14 protein-coding genes and 1 pseudogene are annotated in these 18,421 nt (G+C 74.6%); 5 read left to right on the forward strand and 10 right to left on the reverse strand.

Annotated elements, in window-relative coordinates; all coding sequences use genetic code 11:
- Positions 1–855, forward strand: an 855-nt coding sequence (locus JJV70_RS18725; protein WP_219049178.1) for an ATP nucleotide 3'-pyrophosphokinase, incomplete at its 5' end; no start/stop codon positions are given.
- 231 nt (positions 856–1,086) lie between these two features.
- On the forward strand, positions 1,087–2,523 hold the full coding sequence (locus JJV70_RS18730) for an NAD(P)/FAD-dependent oxidoreductase (RefSeq protein ID WP_219049179.1): 1,437 nt from the start codon (positions 1,087–1,089) through the stop codon (positions 2,521–2,523).
- A gap of 24 nt (positions 2,524–2,547) precedes the next feature.
- Here the strand turns inward: JJV70_RS18730 and JJV70_RS18735 are convergent, their stop codons facing one another.
- From JJV70_RS18735 to JJV70_RS18775, 9 genes are all read right to left on the reverse strand, one after another.
- Positions 2,548–3,369 carry an HAD family hydrolase gene (locus JJV70_RS18735; RefSeq protein WP_219049180.1) on the reverse strand — a complete coding sequence of 274 codons (822 nt, stop codon included), beginning with the start codon at positions 3,367–3,369 and terminating at the stop codon, positions 2,548–2,550.
- Positions 3,366–4,643, reverse strand: coding sequence for a serine--tRNA ligase (serS, locus tag JJV70_RS18740; protein ID WP_219049181.1), 1,278 nt, complete (start codon positions 4,641–4,643; stop codon positions 3,366–3,368). The genes JJV70_RS18735 and serS overlap by 4 nt, the downstream gene beginning before the upstream one ends.
- Before the next feature lie 585 nt (positions 4,644–5,228).
- The gene (gene pheA / locus JJV70_RS18745) at positions 5,229–6,161 is read right to left on the reverse strand and encodes a prephenate dehydratase (RefSeq protein ID WP_219049182.1); all 933 of its coding nucleotides are present in this window, start codon (positions 6,159–6,161) and stop codon (positions 5,229–5,231) included.
- An 88-nt stretch (positions 6,162–6,249) separates the two neighbouring features.
- Positions 6,250–7,503, reverse strand: a complete 1,254-nt coding sequence (gene efeB / locus JJV70_RS18750; protein ID WP_219049183.1) for an iron uptake transporter deferrochelatase/peroxidase subunit — start codon at positions 7,501–7,503, stop codon at positions 6,250–6,252.
- 58 nt (positions 7,504–7,561) lie between these two features.
- Positions 7,562–9,445: a copper resistance protein CopC gene (locus JJV70_RS18755; RefSeq protein WP_219049211.1), complete on the reverse strand. Its 1,884-nt coding sequence runs from the start codon at positions 9,443–9,445 to the stop codon at positions 7,562–7,564.
- 107 nt (positions 9,446–9,552) lie between these two features.
- On the reverse strand, positions 9,553–10,059 hold the full coding sequence (locus JJV70_RS18760; RefSeq protein WP_219049184.1) for a copper chaperone PCu(A)C: 507 nt from the start codon (positions 10,057–10,059) through the stop codon (positions 9,553–9,555).
- A complete protein-coding gene (locus JJV70_RS18765; protein WP_219049185.1) occupies positions 10,056–10,736 on the reverse strand; it encodes an SCO family protein in 681 nt (226 codons plus the stop codon). The genes JJV70_RS18760 and JJV70_RS18765 overlap by 4 nt, the downstream gene beginning before the upstream one ends.
- A gap of 165 nt (positions 10,737–10,901) precedes the next feature.
- Positions 10,902–11,669 (reverse strand): YcnI family protein, encoded by a 768-nt coding sequence (locus JJV70_RS18770; protein WP_219049186.1) that lies wholly within the window; start codon positions 11,667–11,669, stop codon positions 10,902–10,904.
- Between the two features lie 298 nt (positions 11,670–11,967).
- Positions 11,968–12,840 carry a hypothetical protein gene (locus tag JJV70_RS18775; RefSeq protein WP_219049187.1) on the reverse strand — a complete coding sequence of 291 codons (873 nt, stop codon included), beginning with the start codon at positions 12,838–12,840 and terminating at the stop codon, positions 11,968–11,970.
- 189 nt (positions 12,841–13,029) lie between these two features.
- On the opposite strand from JJV70_RS18775, the gene JJV70_RS18780 reads away from it, so the two are divergent.
- The gene (locus tag JJV70_RS18780; protein ID WP_219049188.1) at positions 13,030–13,467 is read left to right on the forward strand and encodes an ATP-binding protein; all 438 of its coding nucleotides are present in this window, start codon (positions 13,030–13,032) and stop codon (positions 13,465–13,467) included.
- A gap of 26 nt (positions 13,468–13,493) precedes the next feature.
- Here the strand turns inward: JJV70_RS18780 and JJV70_RS18785 are convergent, their stop codons facing one another.
- Positions 13,494–15,176 (reverse strand): MFS transporter, encoded by a 1,683-nt coding sequence (locus JJV70_RS18785; RefSeq protein WP_219049189.1) that lies wholly within the window; start codon positions 15,174–15,176, stop codon positions 13,494–13,496.
- Between the two features lie 461 nt (positions 15,177–15,637).
- On the opposite strand from JJV70_RS18785, the pseudogene JJV70_RS18790 reads away from it, so the two are divergent.
- Together JJV70_RS18790 and JJV70_RS18795 are read left to right on the forward strand one after the other, a co-directional pair.
- Positions 15,638–16,945 (forward strand): annotated as a pseudogene (locus tag JJV70_RS18790) (hemolysin family protein); the annotation flags it as partial.
- Positions 16,946–17,256: 311 nt separating this feature from the next.
- Positions 17,257–18,276, forward strand: coding sequence for a hemolysin family protein (locus tag JJV70_RS18795; RefSeq protein WP_219049191.1), 1,020 nt, complete (start codon positions 17,257–17,259; stop codon positions 18,274–18,276).
- Positions 18,277–18,421: the final 145 nt, after the last annotated feature.

Genomic DNA, 18,421 nt, shown 5'->3' on the forward strand with positions numbered 1-18,421 from the left:
CCGGCCGCCGCCGCCCTGACCGCCGCCCCGGCCGCCGCCGCCCTGACCGCCGCTCCGGCCGCCGCCCGGGCCGCGACCGCCCCCGGTACCGCCGCTGTCGGCACGGCGCCGCGCAAACCCCTGCCGGTCGGCCCGCCGGGCGGCGTCATCACCGCCCAGGAGGAACGCGAAGCGGCCGCCGCGCCCCCGGACACCGCTCCGGACCCCGGCGGCGGCTGGCAGCAGGGCGACCTGCGCCTGACCGCCTTCGACAACGCCGTTGTCGAGGAGTTCGCGGACACCGCGCGCACGGCGGAACGGTCCATCAGCCCGACGATCCGCACCGTCGCCTCCTGGAGCGGCGCGGAGGTCGTCGGCTTCGCGCACCGGCTGAAGTCCGAGGACGCGCTCAAGCGCACGGTCGCCACCGCGCTGCGGGAGAACCCGGACCAGACGGTCTACCAGGCGCTGGCCGACGTGCACGACTCCGTCCGCTACACGCTGGTGTGGGAGGACGCGGACTACACCCAGGGCGTCGAGGTCGCCACCGGCATGCTCAGCGCGTGGGGCCACACCAACGAGCGCTGGGCCAACACCTGGAAGGACCGCACCAGCTACCAGGGGATCACCACCACGTGGCGCGACCCGATGTACGCCCACCCGTACACGATCCACTTCCACACCCCGGCCAGCGAGGACGCCGCGCGGGCGGCGCAACCGCTGGAGGAGGAGCGGCGGTTGCCGGGCACGACGCCGGAGCGGAAGGAAGCGCTGGCTGAACAGCAAGCACGGCTTTTCGCGGCGGTTCCGGTACCGGCGGGGGCACAGTCGCTGGCCGCACCCCACCGCCCTGGGAGGGTGCCGACTTCGGCCTAGGGTGCCGACTCCGGCCCAGGGTGCCGACTCCGGCTGAGCGCGGTGCGCCGCCGGGGACTTTCGCCATGCGAGATCTCGCCCCGGCTCCGGCCACCGGTTCGGCTTGGGGCTGCCCACCTGTCCGGCTGTGGAGGGTGGTGGGGTGCGCGCCGGGTCGCGAGGGCCGAGAGGGTGGCTGCGGTCCGGCGCGTAGTGCGGTCTCCGGGGCGAGGGCGGGCGCAGGATGGGGGCATGGATGACGTTGATGTGGTGGTGATCGGGGCCGGGCCCGTCGGGGAGAACGTCGCGGACCGGGCGCGGGCCGCGGGGTTGTCGGTGGCGGTGGTCGAGAGTGAGCTGGCCGGGGGCGAGTGCTCGTACTGGGCGTGCATGCCCAGCAAGGCGCTGCTGCGCCCCCCGGAGGCGCTGGCGCTGGCGCGGGCGGTGCCCGGAGCGCGGGAGGCGGCGCGGGGGCGGCTCGACGCGGACGCGGTGCTGGCGCGGCGGGACGCGTTCACCTCGCACTGGGACGACGCCGGTCAGGTGCGCTGGGTGGAGTCCACGGGCGCGGAGTTCGTGCGCGGGCACGGCAGGCTGGACGGGCCGCGCCGGGTCGCCGTGACCACCGCCGACGGGGGACACCGCACGCTGACCGCGCGGCACGCCGTGGCCGTCTGCACCGGGACGCGGGCGAAGGTGCCGCCGCTGCCGGGGCTGGGCGGTCCGGACGGGGTGGAGCCGTGGACGAGCCGGCAGGGTACGGCCGCCAAGGAGGTGCCGGGGCGGCTCGCGGTGGTGGGCGGTGGCCCGGTCGCCGTCGAGCTGGCCACGGCCTGGCAGGCGCTCGGCGCGGCCGTCACCCTGCTGGTGCGCGGTGACCGGGTGCTCGCGCGGATGGAGCCGTTCGTCGGGGAGTACGTACTGGACGGGCTGCGCCAGGCCGGGGTGCAGGTGCGACTGTCCACCGAGGCCGCCGAGGTGCGCCGGGCGGGGCCGGACGGGCCGGTGACGCTGCACCTGGGCGACGGCGCGTCGCTGGAGGCGGACGAGGTGCTGTTCGCCACCGGCCGGGCGCCGCGCACCGAGGACCTGGGCTTGGACACGGTGGGCCTCACGCCCGGCGACTGGCTGGACGTGGACGACTCGTGCCGGGTCACCGGCGTCAGGGACGGCTGGCTGTACGCGGTCGGCGACGTCAACCACCGGGCGCTGCTGACGCACCAGGGCAAGTACCAGGCGCGCGTCGCCGGGGCCGCGATCGCCGCCCGGGCCGCCGGGGTGCCGCTGCTGGAGACCGACCGCTGGGGCGCGCACGCGGCCACCGCCGACGCCGCCGCCGTCCCGCAGGTCGTCTTCAGCCACCCGGAGGCCGCCGCCGTGGGGCTGACGCACGCGCAGGCACAGGTGCGCGGCCTGCGGGCGCGGGCGGTGGACGTGGACCTCGGCCAGGTCGCCGGTGCCGCGCTGCACGGTGACGACTACCGGGGCCGGGCCCGCCTGGTGGTGGATGAGGACCGGCAGGTCGTTGTCGGCGCCGCGTTGGTGGGGCCGGGCGTCAGCGAGCTGCTGCACGCCGCGACCGTCGCCGTCGCCGGTGAGGTGCTGATCGAACGGCTCTGGCACGCCGTCCCCGCGTTCCCCACCATGAGCGAGGTGTGGCTGCGCCTGCTGGAGGAGTACCGGGGCTGACCGTACGGCGGGCGTTCCGGGTGGTCAGCCCAGCAGGCGTTCCAGGACGACGGCGACGCCGTCCGCGTTGTTGGACGCGGTCACCTCGTCGGCCACGGCCAGGAGTTCGGGGTGCGCGCCCGCCATGGCGACGCCGTACCCCGCCCAGGCGAACATCGGGGCGTCGTTGGGCATGTCACCGAACGTCAGCGTCTCGGCTCGCTTGACGCCCAGTCGGCGGGCGGCGAGCGACAGCCCGGTGGCCTTCGTCAGCCCGGTGGGCAGCAGCTCCACGATGCCGTGCCCCGCCACCACGACGTCCACCAGCGCACCGGCCGCCGCGCGGGCCGCCTTGGCCAGCGTGTCGTCCGGGAGCCGCGGGTGCTGGAGGTACAGCTTGCCCAGCGGCGCCGCCCACAGCTCGGCGCGGTCGGTGAACTGCCGCACGGGCAGGGCGCCGCGCATCACGTACCCGGGGCCGACGAGGATGTCGCCCTCCAGTCCGTCCCGGGCGGCGGCCAGCGCCAGGGGGCCCGTCTCCTGCTCGATCCGCTCGACCGCCAGTTCCGCGAGCCGCCGGTCGAGCGTGACGGACGTCAGCAGGCGGTGCTCGCCCGCGTGGTAGACCTGCCCGCCCTGCCCGCACACCGCGAGGCCGCGATATCCCAGCGCGTCCAGCACGGGCCGGGTGGAGGAGACGGGGCGGCCGGTGACGACCAGGTGGGCCGCGCCCGCCTCGGTGGCCGCGGCGAGCGCGTCCCGGGTGCGCGGCGAGACTGTCTCGTCGTCGCGCAGCAGTGTGCCGTCCAGGTCGGTGGCGACCAGCCCGTAAGGGAAGCCGCCACCGCTCGCGGTGCGTTCGCTCACGAGGCGACCGGCTCCAGCAGCTCACGGCCGCCGAGATAGGGCCGCAGCACCTGGGGCACCCGCACCGAGCCGTCGGCCTGCTGGTGGTTCTCCAGCAGCGCGACGATGGTGCGCGGCACGGCGCACAGGGTGCCGTTGAGGGTGGCCAGCGGACGCACCTGCTTGCCGTCGCGGGCCCGCACGGCCAGGCGGCGGGCCTGGAACGCGTCGCAGTTGGAAGCCGAGGTCAGCTCGCGGTACTTGCCCTGGGTGGGAATCCACGCCTCGCAGTCGAACTTGCGCGAGGCGGACGCGCCCAGGTCACCGCTGGCGACGTCGATGACGCGGAACGGCAGCTCCAGCGACGTCAGCCACTGCTTCTCCCACTCCAGCAGCCGCGCGTGCTCGGCCTCGGCCTCCTCCGGCGCGACGAAGCAGAACATCTCCACCTTGTCGAACTGGTGGACGCGGAAGATGCCCCGGGTGTCCTTGCCGTAGGACCCGGCCTCGCGCCGGAAGCAGGGCGAGAAGCCCGCGTAGCGCAGCGGCAGCTTGTCCGCCTCGATGATCTCGTCCATGTGGTACGCGGCGAGCGGGACCTCGGAGGTGCCGACCAGGTAGTAGTCGTCCTTCTCCAGGTGGTAGACGTCCTCGGCGGCCTGGCCCAGGAAGCCGGTGCCCTCCATCGCGCGCGGCTTGACCAGCGCGGGGGTGAGCATCGGCGTGAAGCCCGCCGCCGTCGCCTGGGCGATGGCCGCGTTCACCAGGGCCAGCTCCAGCAGGGCGCCGACGCCGGTGAGGTAGTAGAAGCGCGAGCCGGACACCTTGGCGCCGCGCTCGACGTCGATGGCGCCGAGCGCCTGGCCGAGCTGGAGGTGGTCCTGGGGTGCGAAGCCCTCGGCGGCGAAGTCCCGTACGGTGCCGAGCGTCTCGCGCACGGTGAAGTCGTCCTCGCCGCCCACGGGCACGTCCGGGTGTACCAGGTTGCCGAGCTGGAGCAGCAGGCGCTGCGCCTCGGCGGCGGCCTCGTCCTGCGCGGCGTCGGCGGCCTTGACGGCGGCCGACAGCTCCCCGGCCTTCTTCAGCAGCTCCGCCTTCTCCTCGCCGCTCGCCTTGGGGATGAGCTTGCCGAGCTGCTTCTGTTCGGAGCGCAGCTCGTCGAAGCGGACGCTGGAGGACCGGCGGCGCTCGTCGGCGGCGAGGAGGGAGTCGACGACCGCGACGTCCTCTCCTCGGGCGCGCTGGGAGGCGCGCACACGGTCGGGGTCCTCACGAAGCAGGCGAAGGTCAATCACCCTCCCAGGCTACCGGTGCCTGGCGACGGCCCTCACGCAGACTTCGCCACTGAATACCCTCTTTGCCCTATTTGATTGCTTTGCCAGGTTATGCCGTTCCTGGCCGGTGGGGGCGGGTGTTGGCTCGTGAGCACGTCGCCACGCTTTATCCACAGCTCACGCCGGGTTCTTGGAAATATCCACAGGGTTGCGGATGTGGTTGTGGAAATGCCCTGGTCAGCGGCGTGGCAGAGAAAAAGGTGGGGGCAATTCGGTCATTTCGCTGGGCAAACCTCAGGTGTCGACTCGAATGAGCGGATTGAATGTGATGCTGCCCACGTCGGGGTGGTTCGAAGACGCCCAGAGTTGACGGTGCCGTAAGGTGCGCGCCCTCGCGGGCGGCGGCGTACCGACGGCCGTGTCGACTTATACACAGGCCGCCCGGGCAAGCTGTGGATAACTTTCGCACCGGGCGGTGGAGACCGCCCCGCGCCCGCTCCCGGGCCTCCGCCCGCCCGGGGTGCACCCGCGCCCGCCCAGGAGTCCGCGCCCGCTCGGCAGCGCCCCGCGCCCCTCCGCAAGCGTCGCGCGCCGCCGCCGGACCGCTCAGCCCCGTCCGTCCAGGCAGCGCAGCACCCAGTCGGTGGCCGCCGTGAAATCCTCGTCCGCCGTGCCCGGCCGCAGCAGCGTCGGCCGCACCTCGTCCGCGCGGGGATAGGAGCCGAGGAACCGCACCTGCTGGCACGCGCGCTTCAGCCCCATCAGCACGTCCGCGATACGGCGGTCCTGAAGGTGGCCCTCGCAGTCCACCGAGAAGCAGTACCGGCCGATGCCCTCGCCCGTGGGGCGCGACTCGATACGCATCATGCTCACGCCACGCGAGGCGTACTCCTGCAACAGCTCCAGCAGCGCACCCGGGTGGTCCTCGCGCAGCCACATCACCACGGACGTCTTGTCGGCACCCGTCGGCGCCGGGGGCCGGGCCGGGCGGCCCACCAGCACGAAGCGCGTCACCGCGTTCTCCGCGTCGTGGATATCGCGCACCCGCACGTCCAGGCCGTACCGCGGGGCCGCGAACTCCCCGGCGAACGCGGCGTCGTAGCGGCCTTCCTGCACCAGCCGGGCTCCGTCCGCGTTCGACGCCGCCGACTCCCACTGAGCCTCCGGCAGCTCGCGCGCCAGCCACTTGCGCACCTGCGGCTGCGCCACGGGGTGGCCCGTCACCGTCTTGACCTGGTCCAGCGGCGTGCCCGGGCGGACCAGCAGCGCGAACGCGATCGGCAGCAGCACCTCGCGGTAGATCATCAGCGGTTCGCCGGACGCCAGCTCGTCCAGCGTCGCGGTGACGCCGCCCTCCACGGAGTTCTCGATCGGCACCAGCGCGCCCGCCGCCTCGCCGACGCGCACGGCGTCCAGCGCGGCGGCGACCGAGACCATCGGCACGAGTTCCCGGGTGGCCGCTTCCGGGAGCGTGCGCAGGGCGGCCTCCGTGAAGGTGCCTTCGGGACCCAGGTAGGTGTAACGGCTGGCAGGTGACATACGGCTCACAGTAGCCGCCCGGCGGCGGGCGGACCCGGCTGTCCGGGTGCTGGTTCCCCGGCTGGGCGGGCCGGGGAACCGCCGGGCGTCAGGACTCCAGGAGGGGCTGGCCGACGTAGGCGCCCTCCGGCGCACCCGCCGGGACGGCGAACAGCGCGCTGGCCTCGTGGCGGATGAACCCCGACAGCGCGTCGCCCCGGTCGAGCTTGCGCTGCACCGGGACGAAGGCGCGCAGGGGGTCGGCCTGCCAGGCGACGAACAGCAGGCCCGCGTCGTCCGGGGCGTCGTGGTACGAGTACGAGCGGCGCAGCATGGTCGCGCCGCCGTTGGACTCCGGGGCGGAGACGCGCACGTGGGCGTCGGCGGCGATGGCCAGCTCACCACCCGAAGTGCGCGCCTGAAGATCGACCGGAGTCGTCTCCGTGCCGCCGGACAGCGGCGCCCCGTCGGACACGCGGCGGCCGATCACCTCCTCCCGCCGCGCGCGGGAGAGGGCGTCCCAGTCGTCCAGCAGCATGCGGATACGGCGGACGACGGCGTAGGAGCCGCCCGCCATCCACGCCGGGTGCCGCCCGTCCGACGGCACCTCGGCACCGGAGGCCGGGACGAAGACGTGCCGCGCGAAGTCGGCGTCGTCCGGCCGGGGGTTGTTCGTCCCGTCGATCTGGCCCATCAGGTTGCGCTGCGAGCGGGGCTCGGCCGTGGCGCCCGGGGTGCGGTTGAAGCCGGACATCTGCCAGCGCACCCGGGCTGTCTCCGCCGCGTCGCGTGTCAGCACGCGCACCGCGTCGAAGGCGACGAGCGCGTCGTCGCAGCCGACCTGCACCCACAGGTCGCCCTCCGAGCGACCCCGGTCCAGCGCGTCGGCGGAGAACTCCGGCAGCGGGGCGAGCGCTGCGGGACGCTGGCCGGCGAGCCCGGTGCGGTCGAAGAAGCTCGCGCCGAAGCCGAAAGTGACCGTCAGCGCCGCCGGACCGGCGTCCAGCGCGCTGCCGGTGGCGTGCTCACCGGGCGGGCGGCCCGCCATGAGCGCGGCGGCCGTGCGCGACCAGCGGCGCAGCAACCCCGCCGCCTCCTTGCGCCCCGCCCCCGGCACCAGGTCGAACGCGAGCAGGTGCCCGTGCGCCTGGACGGGCTGGACGATCCCGGGCTGGCGCTCGCCGTGGAAGGCGTAACTCCGCTCGCCGACGCCGGACAGCGGCGCGGGCGGCTCCGGCCGCACGGCGGCGTAACCGAGCGCGCCGCCCGTGCCGCCCACGGCGAGCGAGGCCGCGCCCGCCGCTGTGGCGGTGCCCAGCAGGCGGCGGCGGGAGACGCTGGCGGGGGTGGGGTGGTCGTTCATGACTGGCTTCCGGGGGCTCGGGGCTCGGGGCTCGGGCTCGGTGGGCGGGGGTTCGGGGCTAGTTGAGGGTGAACGTGCGCTGCTCGGTCACCTGGTCGATGTCAGAGGTGCGCACGGTGAGGTCGATCTCCCACTCGCCGGGCAGTGGCAACTGCACCCCGGTGGCGGTCCAGTGCCGTCCGGTGCCGTCGGCGGGCTCCGGGGTGACGGATATCGGTCCCAGGTCGCGCGCGGGCAGGGTGAACGCCACGCCGATCTCCTCGGTGTCCACGTCGGTGTAGATGTGCACGGTGTTCTCGCCGGAGCGGCCCGGGTCCACCTGGATATCGGCCGTGCCCTGCCCGCCGGGACCCCGGGTGTCGAACGGCACGGTGAGCGTGACGGACCCGGCCGGTGCGGCGGCGGTCGCGGCCTCGGTGCGGGCGGGTTCGGTCCCGGTCAGCGCCGTGGTGACGGCGAGCAGGACGACGGCCACCCCGGCCTCGGTGAGCACCGACCGGCGCAGCGCCGACCGTGGCACGTCCGCCTCCTGGGCGCGCCGCCGCCGCGCGGTCGCCATCGCGGCCCGCTGCCGCGCCAGCTGCGCGGCCCGCTCCGGGCTGACGCCCTCCGGCGCGGCGGTGTCGGTGCCGGTGGGAGCGGCGTCGGTAGCGGGGGCGGCATCGGTAACGGGGGCGGTGCCGGCTTCGGCAGGGAGCACGGCCCCGACGCCCTCGGGTGCGTCGGTGTCGGCCTCCGGGGTCCCGGCTCCCCGGTCCCCCGCGTCCGCTACCCGCCCCACCCAGCGGCGGGACGCCGAGGCGATCCCCACCAGGACGGCTACGAGCAGCACCTTGGCGATCAGCAGCCGCCCGTAACCCGTGGACGTCAGCGCGGAGAACGAGCCGACCTGCCGCCAGGACTGGTAGACCCCCGTCCCCACCAGCACCAGCACGCTGCCCAGCGCCACCCGCGAGAACCGCGTGAGCGCGCCGCGCGGTACGGGCGGGCCGTGGCGCAGCACGGCGGCCAGGGTCGCGAGCCCGCCGAGCCAGGCGGCGACGGCGAGCAGGTGCACCACGTCCACCGGGATGGCGACCCCGGTCTGGAGGCCGGTGGAGGCGTGTTCGGACAGCGCCCAGGTGGCCGCCAGCGCGGTCGCGACGAGGCCGCCGCCCACCGCGAGCCCGAGCAGCACGTCCCGCCGGTCATGCTGTTCCCCCGGCTGGGTGAACGCGCCGAACAGGACGGCGACGAACAGCGCGGCGATGGCGAGCAGCAGCAGCCGGCACACGAGGGCGGTGCCGGTGCGGGAGGCGACCACCGCGCCGAGCCCGCCGAGGTCGAGGGCGTCGGCGAAGGAGCCGCCGGTGACGTAGGGGTGCCGCAGCAACAGCAGCACCAGCGTGGAGCCGGTCAGCGTCACCCAGCCGGTGACGACGACGCGGCGCACGGGTTCCACCGAGGCGCCGCCCCGCCAGCAGGCCAGGACGAACGCGGCGCCGCCCACCAGCAGCACGAACCCGCCGTACCCGGCGTAGCGCCCGAGGTCGTAGGCGAAGCCGACCGGGCCGCCGCCCGCGTTGCCCGCCTCGTCCGCGAGGGACACACGCGTCTGCGACGGCGCGCCGATGGAGAAGGTGAACGCACCGGCGATGGGGTGGCTGTCCGCCGAGACGGCCTGCCACGCCACGGTGTAGGTGCCGTCCGGGAGGCCCGGGGTCAGCGGCACGGCGTAGGTGCGGGGCGCCGTCTCGGCGGGCGCGCCGTCGTCCACCCGGTCGCCGCCCGGGTCCAGGACGCGGATGGCGTCGGCGCCGGAGAGGCCGACCGACTCGGAGAAGGTGAGCGTCACCTCCTGCGGCGCCCGGTCCACTACGGAGCCCTCGGCCGGGGTGGTGCCGGTGAGCGAGGCGTGCGCGGCGGCGGGCCGGGCGTCGGCGAGGACACCGGCCAGCGCCATCGCGGCCACCACGAGGGCCAGGAGCACCCGCGCCACGGCCCGTGGCACCTGCCTCGCCTCCCCGCGCGCCCGCTCCACGGCCCACGGCACCCGCCCGGCCGCCTCCGTCACCCGTGTGCCCCGTGGCCGTCGTGTCCGTCGTCGTCTCCTGCGGGCCGGTAGGTCTTCGGCTTGACCGGGACGTCCAGCGTGAGGGGTTCGGACTTCTCGAAGTGGAGCTTCAGCGTGACCGTGTCGCCCGCGCTCGGCGTGCGGTCCAGGCCCATGAACATCAGGTGGTTGCCGCCGCTGCTGAGCGTCAGCTCACCATCCGCGGGGATCTCGAACGACTCCACGCGCCGCATGGTGTTGTCGGCGGTCTCGTGCAGCTGGACGTCGTCGGACAGTTCGCTGGTGACGGAGGTGAGCGTGTCCGCCTCGTCCCCCTCGTTGGTGAGGGTGAAGAACCCGGCGGCCATCTTCTGCGTCACCGGTTCCGGCATGTAGGCGGTGCCCTCGACGGCGGCCAGCCGTGGGTCCTGGCCGCCGCAGGCGCTCAGCGCGAGCGTGCCGGTCAGCGCGAGCGCGGCGGCCAGCGTCAGGCGCCGCGAGGGTGTGGTGGTGCGTGCGGTCACGGCAGCTCTCCGTTCACCAGCTTCGGCAGGTCCTGCGCGTAGGTCTCGGCGGTGGTGTCCTCGGTGTACAGGACGTGCGCCTTGTCGTCCTTGGGCGAGAAGAACAGCACCTGCGAGCCGTGCATGGACTCGATCTCGCCGTCCTCCTTCTTCACCGGCGGCTCGATGCTGATGCCCAGGGTGCGGGCTCCGGCCTGGATGGTGTCGAAGTCCCCGGTCAGGCCGGTCGCGCCGGGGGCGGCGCCGTTCAGCCACTCGCCCAGTGACTCCGGGGTGTCCCGCTCGGGGTCGGTGGTGACGAAGACGACGCGCAGTTCCTCCTGTTCGGCCTCGCTCAGCTGGGACTCGCCGTAGGCGATGTTGCTCATGGTCGTCGGGCACACGTCCGGGCAGTTGGTGTAGCCGAAGTAGACGAGCGTCGGCTTGCCCTTGGTCTCCGCGACGAACTCGTACGGCTCGCCCTCGGTGTCGGTCAGGACGAGGTCGGGCTTGGGGAAGGGCGTGTCCAGGACGGTGGCCTCGGCCGGGGCCTCGGCGCCGGAGACCTCGGCGACGGGCGCCTCGCCCTCAGAGCCGCCGCAGCCGGTGGCGCCGGCGGCGAGCACGGCGGCCAGGGCCAGAACCGGCCCGGCGCGGCGGGCGCGGCGGGCGCGCCGGGTGGTGGGCGTGGGGTGCATGGGGTTCCTCGTGGTGCTTGGGACGTGTTCGGTGTCTCGGCTTGCCCGGTGGCGGGCCGGGGCGGTGCGGGCGGTTCCGGGGGGCTCGCGGGTCCGGCGTACGGGGCGCCAGACCCGCGAGCGCTGACGGCGGCGCCGCCCCGACCCGGCGGGGCGGGAGCGCCGTCAGGCGGAACGGCGGCGCCCGGCGACCACGCCGTAGCCGACGCCCGCGATACCGGCGACGATGCCGATGACGGCGAGCACCCGGGCCGTGGTGTCCGTGGTGTCACCGTCGGCGGCCGTGGTGTCGGCGGCCGGGTCGGCTTCTTCCCCGGCGTTCCCGGCGTCCTCGCCGGCGGCGCCGTCGGTGGCGGCATCGGCGGCGGTGGCACCGGCACCGTGGCCGTGGTCCTCGCCCTCGGTCAGCTCCAGCAGCGGGGCCGGGTGCTTGGGCTCCTCGCCGCCCTCCTCCGGGACCTCGATCCAGCGCACGACCTCGGAACTGTCGTAGGTCTGCACGGCCTTGAAGACCAGGCGGTCGGCGTCTGCCGGGAGCCGCCCGACGGAGACCGGGAAGCGCTGGAACGTGCCGGGCGCGATCCCCTCGTCCCCCGCCGTCCAGGTGATCTTGGCGGGCGCCTCGTCGATCTGCTTGCCGTGCATCTCGATCGGCTGGTCCAGCTTGCCCTCTTCCACCTTCACCTCCCAGCCGGGCACCGGCTCGGGCTGCGCCGAGGCCAGCGGGTGGTCGGTCGGCAGGGTGATCTCCAGCTTCACCGTGGAGGCGTCGTCGCGCTCGTTGGGCACCTTGAAGTTGATCGTCGCGTAACCGCCGCCCGGCGCGGAACCGGGATCGACGGTGACGTGGGCGAGGGCGGGTGCGGCGGCGGCGAAGACGGCGGCGGCGCTCAGGCAGGCGGCAGCGGCGATACGCCGCGAAACGGTGGTCATGGGACGAAACACTCCTGGTGCATCGGGGCAGGTCACGGGTACGGGGTGCGGGGGTACGCCACGCCCAGACCACCGGCCGTCTCACCTGGTGTCGATGCCCGGAAGAAACCCGGTCGCACGTCCGCCCGGCGGGTCGAAGAGTCCGCAGAACCGGGAGGGTCGCACGGCCGGAGCGGTCGCACGGGCAGGCGCAGCGCGGGCGCGGGCCACGGGCGGCCGACGGGGCCGGGCGGTGCCACGCGGTGGCGGGCTGGCGCGGTGCCGGTGCGGTAACCGGGCGGGCAGCGGGTGAGGCGCGTCAGGCGGCGAGCGCGAACGCGGGCACGGAGTCCGGAGGCCCCCGCCGGATCACGCTGTGCCGCAACGCCCGCCCCTCGGGCGGCCCGTCCTCGTCGTCGTGACGCCCCCCGGTGCCCGGAGCGCACCCCGCCGCCCGCTCGCCCGCCAGCAGCCGCAGGCAGGCCAGCGCCGCGCCCAGCGCGCGCAGCAGCCCGTCGGCGACGGATACCACCGGGCGCACCAGCCGCCACAGCGCGGCGTCACCGCAGCGCAGCAGCCACCCGGCGAGCACGGCGGCGGTCAGGTGACCGAGCAGCATGGGCCAGGCCGTCAGGCTGCCGAGCACCGTGTCCAGCGTGCCGGACGCGGCATGCGCGGCGTGGCCGGTCGCGGCGGCGCCGCCCGCGTCCGGAACCGGCCCGGCCGCCCCCGCCGCGCCGCCGAGTCCGGCGTCGGCCACGACCTGGCGGGCCTGCGCGGCGCTCAGCCGCGTCCCGGAGCCGCCGCACAGCAGTGTCTGAGCGAGCACGGCCAGACCGCCACCAACACCGCCGCCGCCCGGTGCCGAGCCGTCCCCGGACGCCGCTGCCGTCGCGGCTGACCCGGCTGACCCGGTCGCCGCGTGGCTCTGTGCCCCGGCGAACAGCGTGTGCAACGCCAGCTGACCCACGGCCAGGGCGGCGACGAGGCCCAGCGGCGAACGCTCCCGCCCGGCCAGCGGCAGGACGAGCACGAAGACGAGGGCGGCGGCCGCGCCGAACGCCCACAGCGGGACGCCCGCCCCGGCGGCGAACACGTGCCCCGCAGCGGACAGCGCGACGCAGGCCGCGGTGAAGACCGCAGCCCGCAGCAGTCGCAGATCGGCGCTCGCGCGCGCGAGGGGCACGTCCATGGCGGCCACATCATCTCACCGCGGCCCAGTCCGCTACCCGGGCAGGGGGTCGGAAACCACCCATCGGAAGCGAGATCGGCCGAATGAGCGGTGTGCCGGAAACCGTATGGTTACTGTCCGCTCACGGGGGCAATACGTATCCGTACGTCAGGCCCCGGTTTCGTCGAGCCGCAGCCAGGAGGCTGAAGCATGAGCATCTGGTGGTCTCTGCACTTGCGGTGTGAGGCTGCGAGCGTGCCGCTCGCCCGGAGGCTGCTGCTCGGTGCCATGGAGACGGCCGGGGTGGAACCGGACATCGCCTACGAGCTGTCGCTGGCCCTGTCCGAAGCGTGCGCCAACGCCGTCGAACACGGCGGCGGGCCGGACCACACCGAGGGCTACCGGGTGGCGGCGTACCTGGACGGCGACGTCTGCCGGATCGAGGTCACCGACCACGGCCCCGGCTTCACCCCGACGCTGTGCGGCCCCGGCGCGGAGCCCACGGACACCGAGAACGGGCGCGGCCTGTACCTCATCAGCGCGCTCACCGACCATGTGGATGTGCACAACGGGCCGGTGGACGGCGCGGTGGTCTCCTTCGACAAGACGCTGAAGTACCGGGCCGACGCACTGCTGAAGGTCTCCTGACGCGCACCGGCGCAGGCGCCCGCGTGCTACCGCTGCTCCGGTGGGTGCCCCGGGTCCAGCGGCGGCGCGCTCACGCCGCAGTGGACGTGGCACTCGGCGGTGGAGTGCGGCTCCGCGTGCGCCCGCCCCGCCGCGCGTCCCGCGTGCGCCCGCCCCGCCGCGTGCCCGGGACGTTCCGGCTCCGCGCCCTCCACCCGGGCCGCCTCCTGCCCGGCGCCCGGTTCCAGCACGTCCGCGCGCACCGTCAGCCACGCCAGGACGGCCGCCAGCACCAGCACGCCCGCGCACCACCCCATCGCCACCCGGAACGCGGAGTCGAACGCGGCGGGCTCCCGGTACGCCTCCGGACCCATCCCGGCCAGCAGCGGCAGCGCGGCCACCGCCAGCAGGCCCGCCGCCCGCGCCACGGCGTTGTTGACCCCGCTGGCCAACCCGGCCCGGGTGACATCCACCGACGCCAGCACCGTCGCCGTCAGCGGCGCCACCAGCAGCGTCATGCCCGCGCCCAGCACCAGCAGCGCGGGCAGCACGTCGGCGGCGTAGCTGGCCCCCGGTCCGGCCCGCGTCATCAGCAGCATGCCGCCCGCGCACAGCAGCGGACCCACTGTCAGCGGCATTCGCGGCCCGATCCGCTGCCCCAGCGCCCCTGCCCGCGCCGACAGCAGCAGCATCAGCAGCGTCGTCGGCAGCAGGGCCGTACCCGCGCCGAGCGCCGACCAGCCCACCACCACCTGCAACTGCACCACCGACAGGAAGAAGAACCCGCCGAACGCCGCGTACACCCCAAGCGTCACCCCGTTGACGGCGGTGAACTGTCGCGAGGCGAACACCGAGGGCGGCACCATCGGGAACCGCAGCCGCCGCTCCAGCGCGACGAACGCCACGGCGGACACCACGCCGACCACCGCCGTGCCCACCACCACCGGCGAGCGCCCCTGCTCCGGCGCGGCGATCAGCGCGTACGTCACCCCGCCCAGCGCCAGCGCGCCCAGCGCGGCCCCGGCCACGTCGAACCGGCCCGAGGCGTCCGGGTCCCGTGTCTCCGGCACGTACCGCAGCGCCACCGGCACGCACAGCAGGGCGAGTGGCACGTTCAGCAGGAACACCCAGCGCCAGCCGGGCCCGTCCACCAGCCAGCCGCCGAGGAACGGGCCGACGGCCGCCGCCACCCCGCCGAGCCCCGACCAGGCGCCCACCGCGCGGGCCCGGTCGTCCGGGTGGAAGGTGGCCTGGATGAGCGCCAGCGAGCCGGGCGTCAGCAGCGCGCCGCCCACACCCTGCAACGCACGCGCGGCGATCAGCACGCCCGGGCTCCACGCCAGCCCGCACAGCAGCGAGGCCAGCGCGAACCACACGATGCCGACGATGAAGACCCGGCGCCGCCCGTACCGGTCACCGAGCGTGCCGCCGAGCAGGATGAGCCCGGCCAGGGTGAGCATGTAGGCGTTGACCGTCCACTGGAGCACGCCGAGGTCGGCGTCGAGGTCCGCGCCGATGTGCGGCAGCGCCACGCTGACGACGGTGCTGTCCAGCAGCGCCATGCCCGAACCGAGCACGGTGGTGAACAACACCCAGCGCCCCCGCGCCGTGCGGAGCCGCAGCGCCGTGGCAGGTGGGGAGGCCAGAGGGGCCGGTGAGTCCGGGGTGCCCGGGGACCCCGGGGACTCTGGAGGTCCCGGCGAATCCGGGGTGCGCGACGATTCCGTCATACCGCGATCATCCGCCGGGTGGCGCCGCCCGTCATCCCGGCGGCGGGAAGGCCCCGGCGGCGGGAAGGCCCCCGGGGACGCCGGACGCTGCGGACGGGTTCACGGTCTGGCGCGTACCGGGGCAGGACCGTGAGCGGAAGGGAGCTGAGGGGAGCGGAAGGGAGCTGAGAGGAGCTGCGGGGAAGAGGCCGGAAGCGGGTGTGGCTTCGGCCACGTGTGAATATTTGCGTTTCCTTTACGATGTTCCCTTAGAGAATCGCGCCGCAGCGGGCATACCGGTCTACCTATCGGCCCGCAACGTCGTCCCGCGAGCCGGGTCGCGCCTTTGGGGCCGCAGAACCCCGGGCCGTCCGCCGAACCGAAAGGAGCCCTAGTCCCGTCATGGGCGAACCTCCCAGTACCAGCCGTGCCCTGTCGTTCACGGCCTTCCCGTCGAAGCTGCCGCATGCGGGGGTGGCACGGTGACCGAAGTGCTGCTTCTGCTTGTCGCACTTCTGCTCTGTCTGGCCTGCGCGATCTTCGTCGCGGCCGAGTTCTCGCTGACCACCGTGGAACGCGGCGCGCTGGAGCGCGCCGCCGAGTCCGGTGAGCGCGGCGCCGAAGGGGCTTTGCGCGCAGTTAAGCGCCTGACCTTCCAGCTGTCCGGGGCCCAGCTGGGCATCACCGTGACCTCACTGGTCATCGGCATGCTCGCCGAGCCCTCGATCGCCGCGCTGCTGCGCGGGCCGCTGGGCGGGCTCGGGCTGTCCCCGGGTGTGGCGTCCTCCGTGGCGCTCGTGCTGGGCGTGGCGCTCTCCACCGTCGTGCTGATGGTGGTGGGTGAGCTGGTGCCGAAGAACTGGGCCATCTCGCGGCCGCTGGCCGTCGCCAAGGTGGTCGCCGGGCCGCAGCGCGGCTTCACCGCCGTCTTCTCGCCGCTGATCCACCACCTGAACAACACGGCGAACCGCATCGTGCGGCGCATGGGCCTGGAGCCCGCCGAGGAGCTGGCTTCCGCGCGCACCCCGGGCGAGCTCATCGCGCTCGCCCAGCACTCCGCCGCCGAGGGCGCCATTGAGCCCGACTCCGCGGAGTTGTTCGTGCGCACGCTCCACCTGGGCGAGCTGACGGCCGAGAACGTCATGACACCGCGCGTGGACGTCAAGGCGCTGGAGGTCTCCGCCACCGCCGCCGACGCCGCCAACCTGACGCTCGCCACCGGCCTGTCCCGCTTCCCGGTGTACCGGAACACGCTGGACGAGGTCATCGGCATCGTGCACGTGCGCAACGTGCTGGCGCTGGAGGAGGACCGCCGGGGCTTCACGCCGGTCGGCGAGCTGGCCGCCGAACCGCTGTTCGTCCCCGACAGCCTGCCGGTGGACCGGCTGCTGGACCGGCTGCGCGGCAGCCGCACGATGGCCGTCGTCGTCGATGAGTACGGCGGCACCGCCGGCGTCGCGACGCTGGAGGACATCGTCGAGGAGGTCGTCGGCGAAGTCCGCGACGAGCACGACCCCGAGGAGCACCCCGGCCTGCTGCCCACCGAGCACACCGCGAACGGTGCGCCGGTGTGGGACGCCGAGGGCAGCGTCCGCATGGACGAGCTGGCCGACATCGGCCTGGACGCCCCCGAAGGCCCCTACGAGACGCTGGCCGGACTCATCGCCGCCCACCTGGAGCGCATCCCCGCCAAGGGTGACCGGGTGGAGCTGGACGGCTGGGAGCTGACCGTGGTCGAGACCGACCACCACCGCGCCGACCGCGTCCGCGTCACCGGCCCCGTCGGCGCCACGGACAGCGCCGCCCCCCACGGCCCGGGCACGCACGAGGGTGGGGACGGCGCGGGGATACCCACCGTGGACACCCGGACCGCGCGGGCCTCGCAGGCCCTGCGTGCCGCCCAGGACGAGACCGAGACCCGGGACGAGACCGAGACCCGGGACGAGACCGAGACCCGGGACGAGGACGAGGCCCAGCGCGAGGACCGCGAGGACAAGGTCCGGGGCGAGACCGAGGCCCAGGGCACGGCGGAGAGCACGGTGCCGCGCGCGGCGTCCGGGCCCCCCGCCGACGAGCCCCGCCACACGATGGAGGACGCCCGATGACGACGATCCAGCTGATCATCGGTGCGGTGATGGTGCTCATCAACGCCTTCTTCGTCGGCGCCGAGTTCGCGCTCATCTCCGTCCGCCGCAGCCAGATCGAACCGCTGGCCAAGGAGGGCCACAAGCGGGCCCGCACCGTGCTGTGGGGGCTGGAACACGTCTCGGTGCTCATGGCCACCGCCCAGCTGGGCATCACCGCCTCCTCGCTGGTGCTCGGCATGGTCGCCGAACCGGCCATCGCCCACCTGCTGGAGCCGCCGTTCGAGGCGCTCCACGTGCCACACGCCCTGGTGCACCCGATCGCGTTCGCCATCGCGCTGACCCTGGCGACGTACCTGCACATGCTGATCGGCGAGATGGTGCCGAAGAACATCGCCCTGGCCGCGCCCGAGCGCACCGCGCTTCTGCTCGGCCCGGCGCTGGTCGGCGTCACCCGTGTGGTGCGCCCGCTGGTGTTCGGCATCAACAAGCTGGCCAACGTGCTGCTGCGGCTGCTGAAGGTCGAGCCCAGGGACGAGGTCGCCTCCGTCTTCACCGACGACGAACTCGCCCGCCTGGTCGAGGACTCCCGGGACGCGGGCCTGCTGGACGAGGGCGACAGCGAGCGCCTGCGGGACGCGCTGGAGCTGGGCCGCCGCCCCGTCGGCACCGTGGTGGTGCCGCTCGGCCGCATGGTGACGGTCAGCCACGGTGTCACCCCGGCACAGTTGGAGCGGGCCGCCACGGCCTCCGGGTACTCGCGGTTCCCGGTCACCGGGCCCGGCGGCACCGTGCTGGGCTACCTGCACATCAAGGACGCCCTCGGCGTCGCGCGCGACAAGCCGTTCCCGCGCGGCATGCTGCACAAGATGACCCGGGTGCGCATCGACACGCCGCTGGACGACGCGCTCACCGCGATGCGCGCCGCCGGTACGCACCTGGCCGCCGTCACCAGCGACAAGGGCGCCGTCCTCGGCTTCGTCACCATGGGCGACGTGCTGGAGGAACTGGTCGGCTCCACCTCCGCGGCGGGCTGACGCGCCCCCGTAACACCCGGCGAGGCCGGGCGGCCGCCGTTGCCGCCCGGCCTTTCGCACCGGTGCCGACGCCTCCGCGATAACCCGGGCCGCGGCGGGGCAGGAACGGGGGAAAGGTGCGGCGAGGGACCAGGCGAAGGAGCGG

It is taken from the genome of Streptomyces sp. JJ66 (genome assembly GCF_019303495.1).
GTDB lineage: Bacteria > Actinomycetota > Actinomycetes > Streptomycetales > Streptomycetaceae > Streptomyces.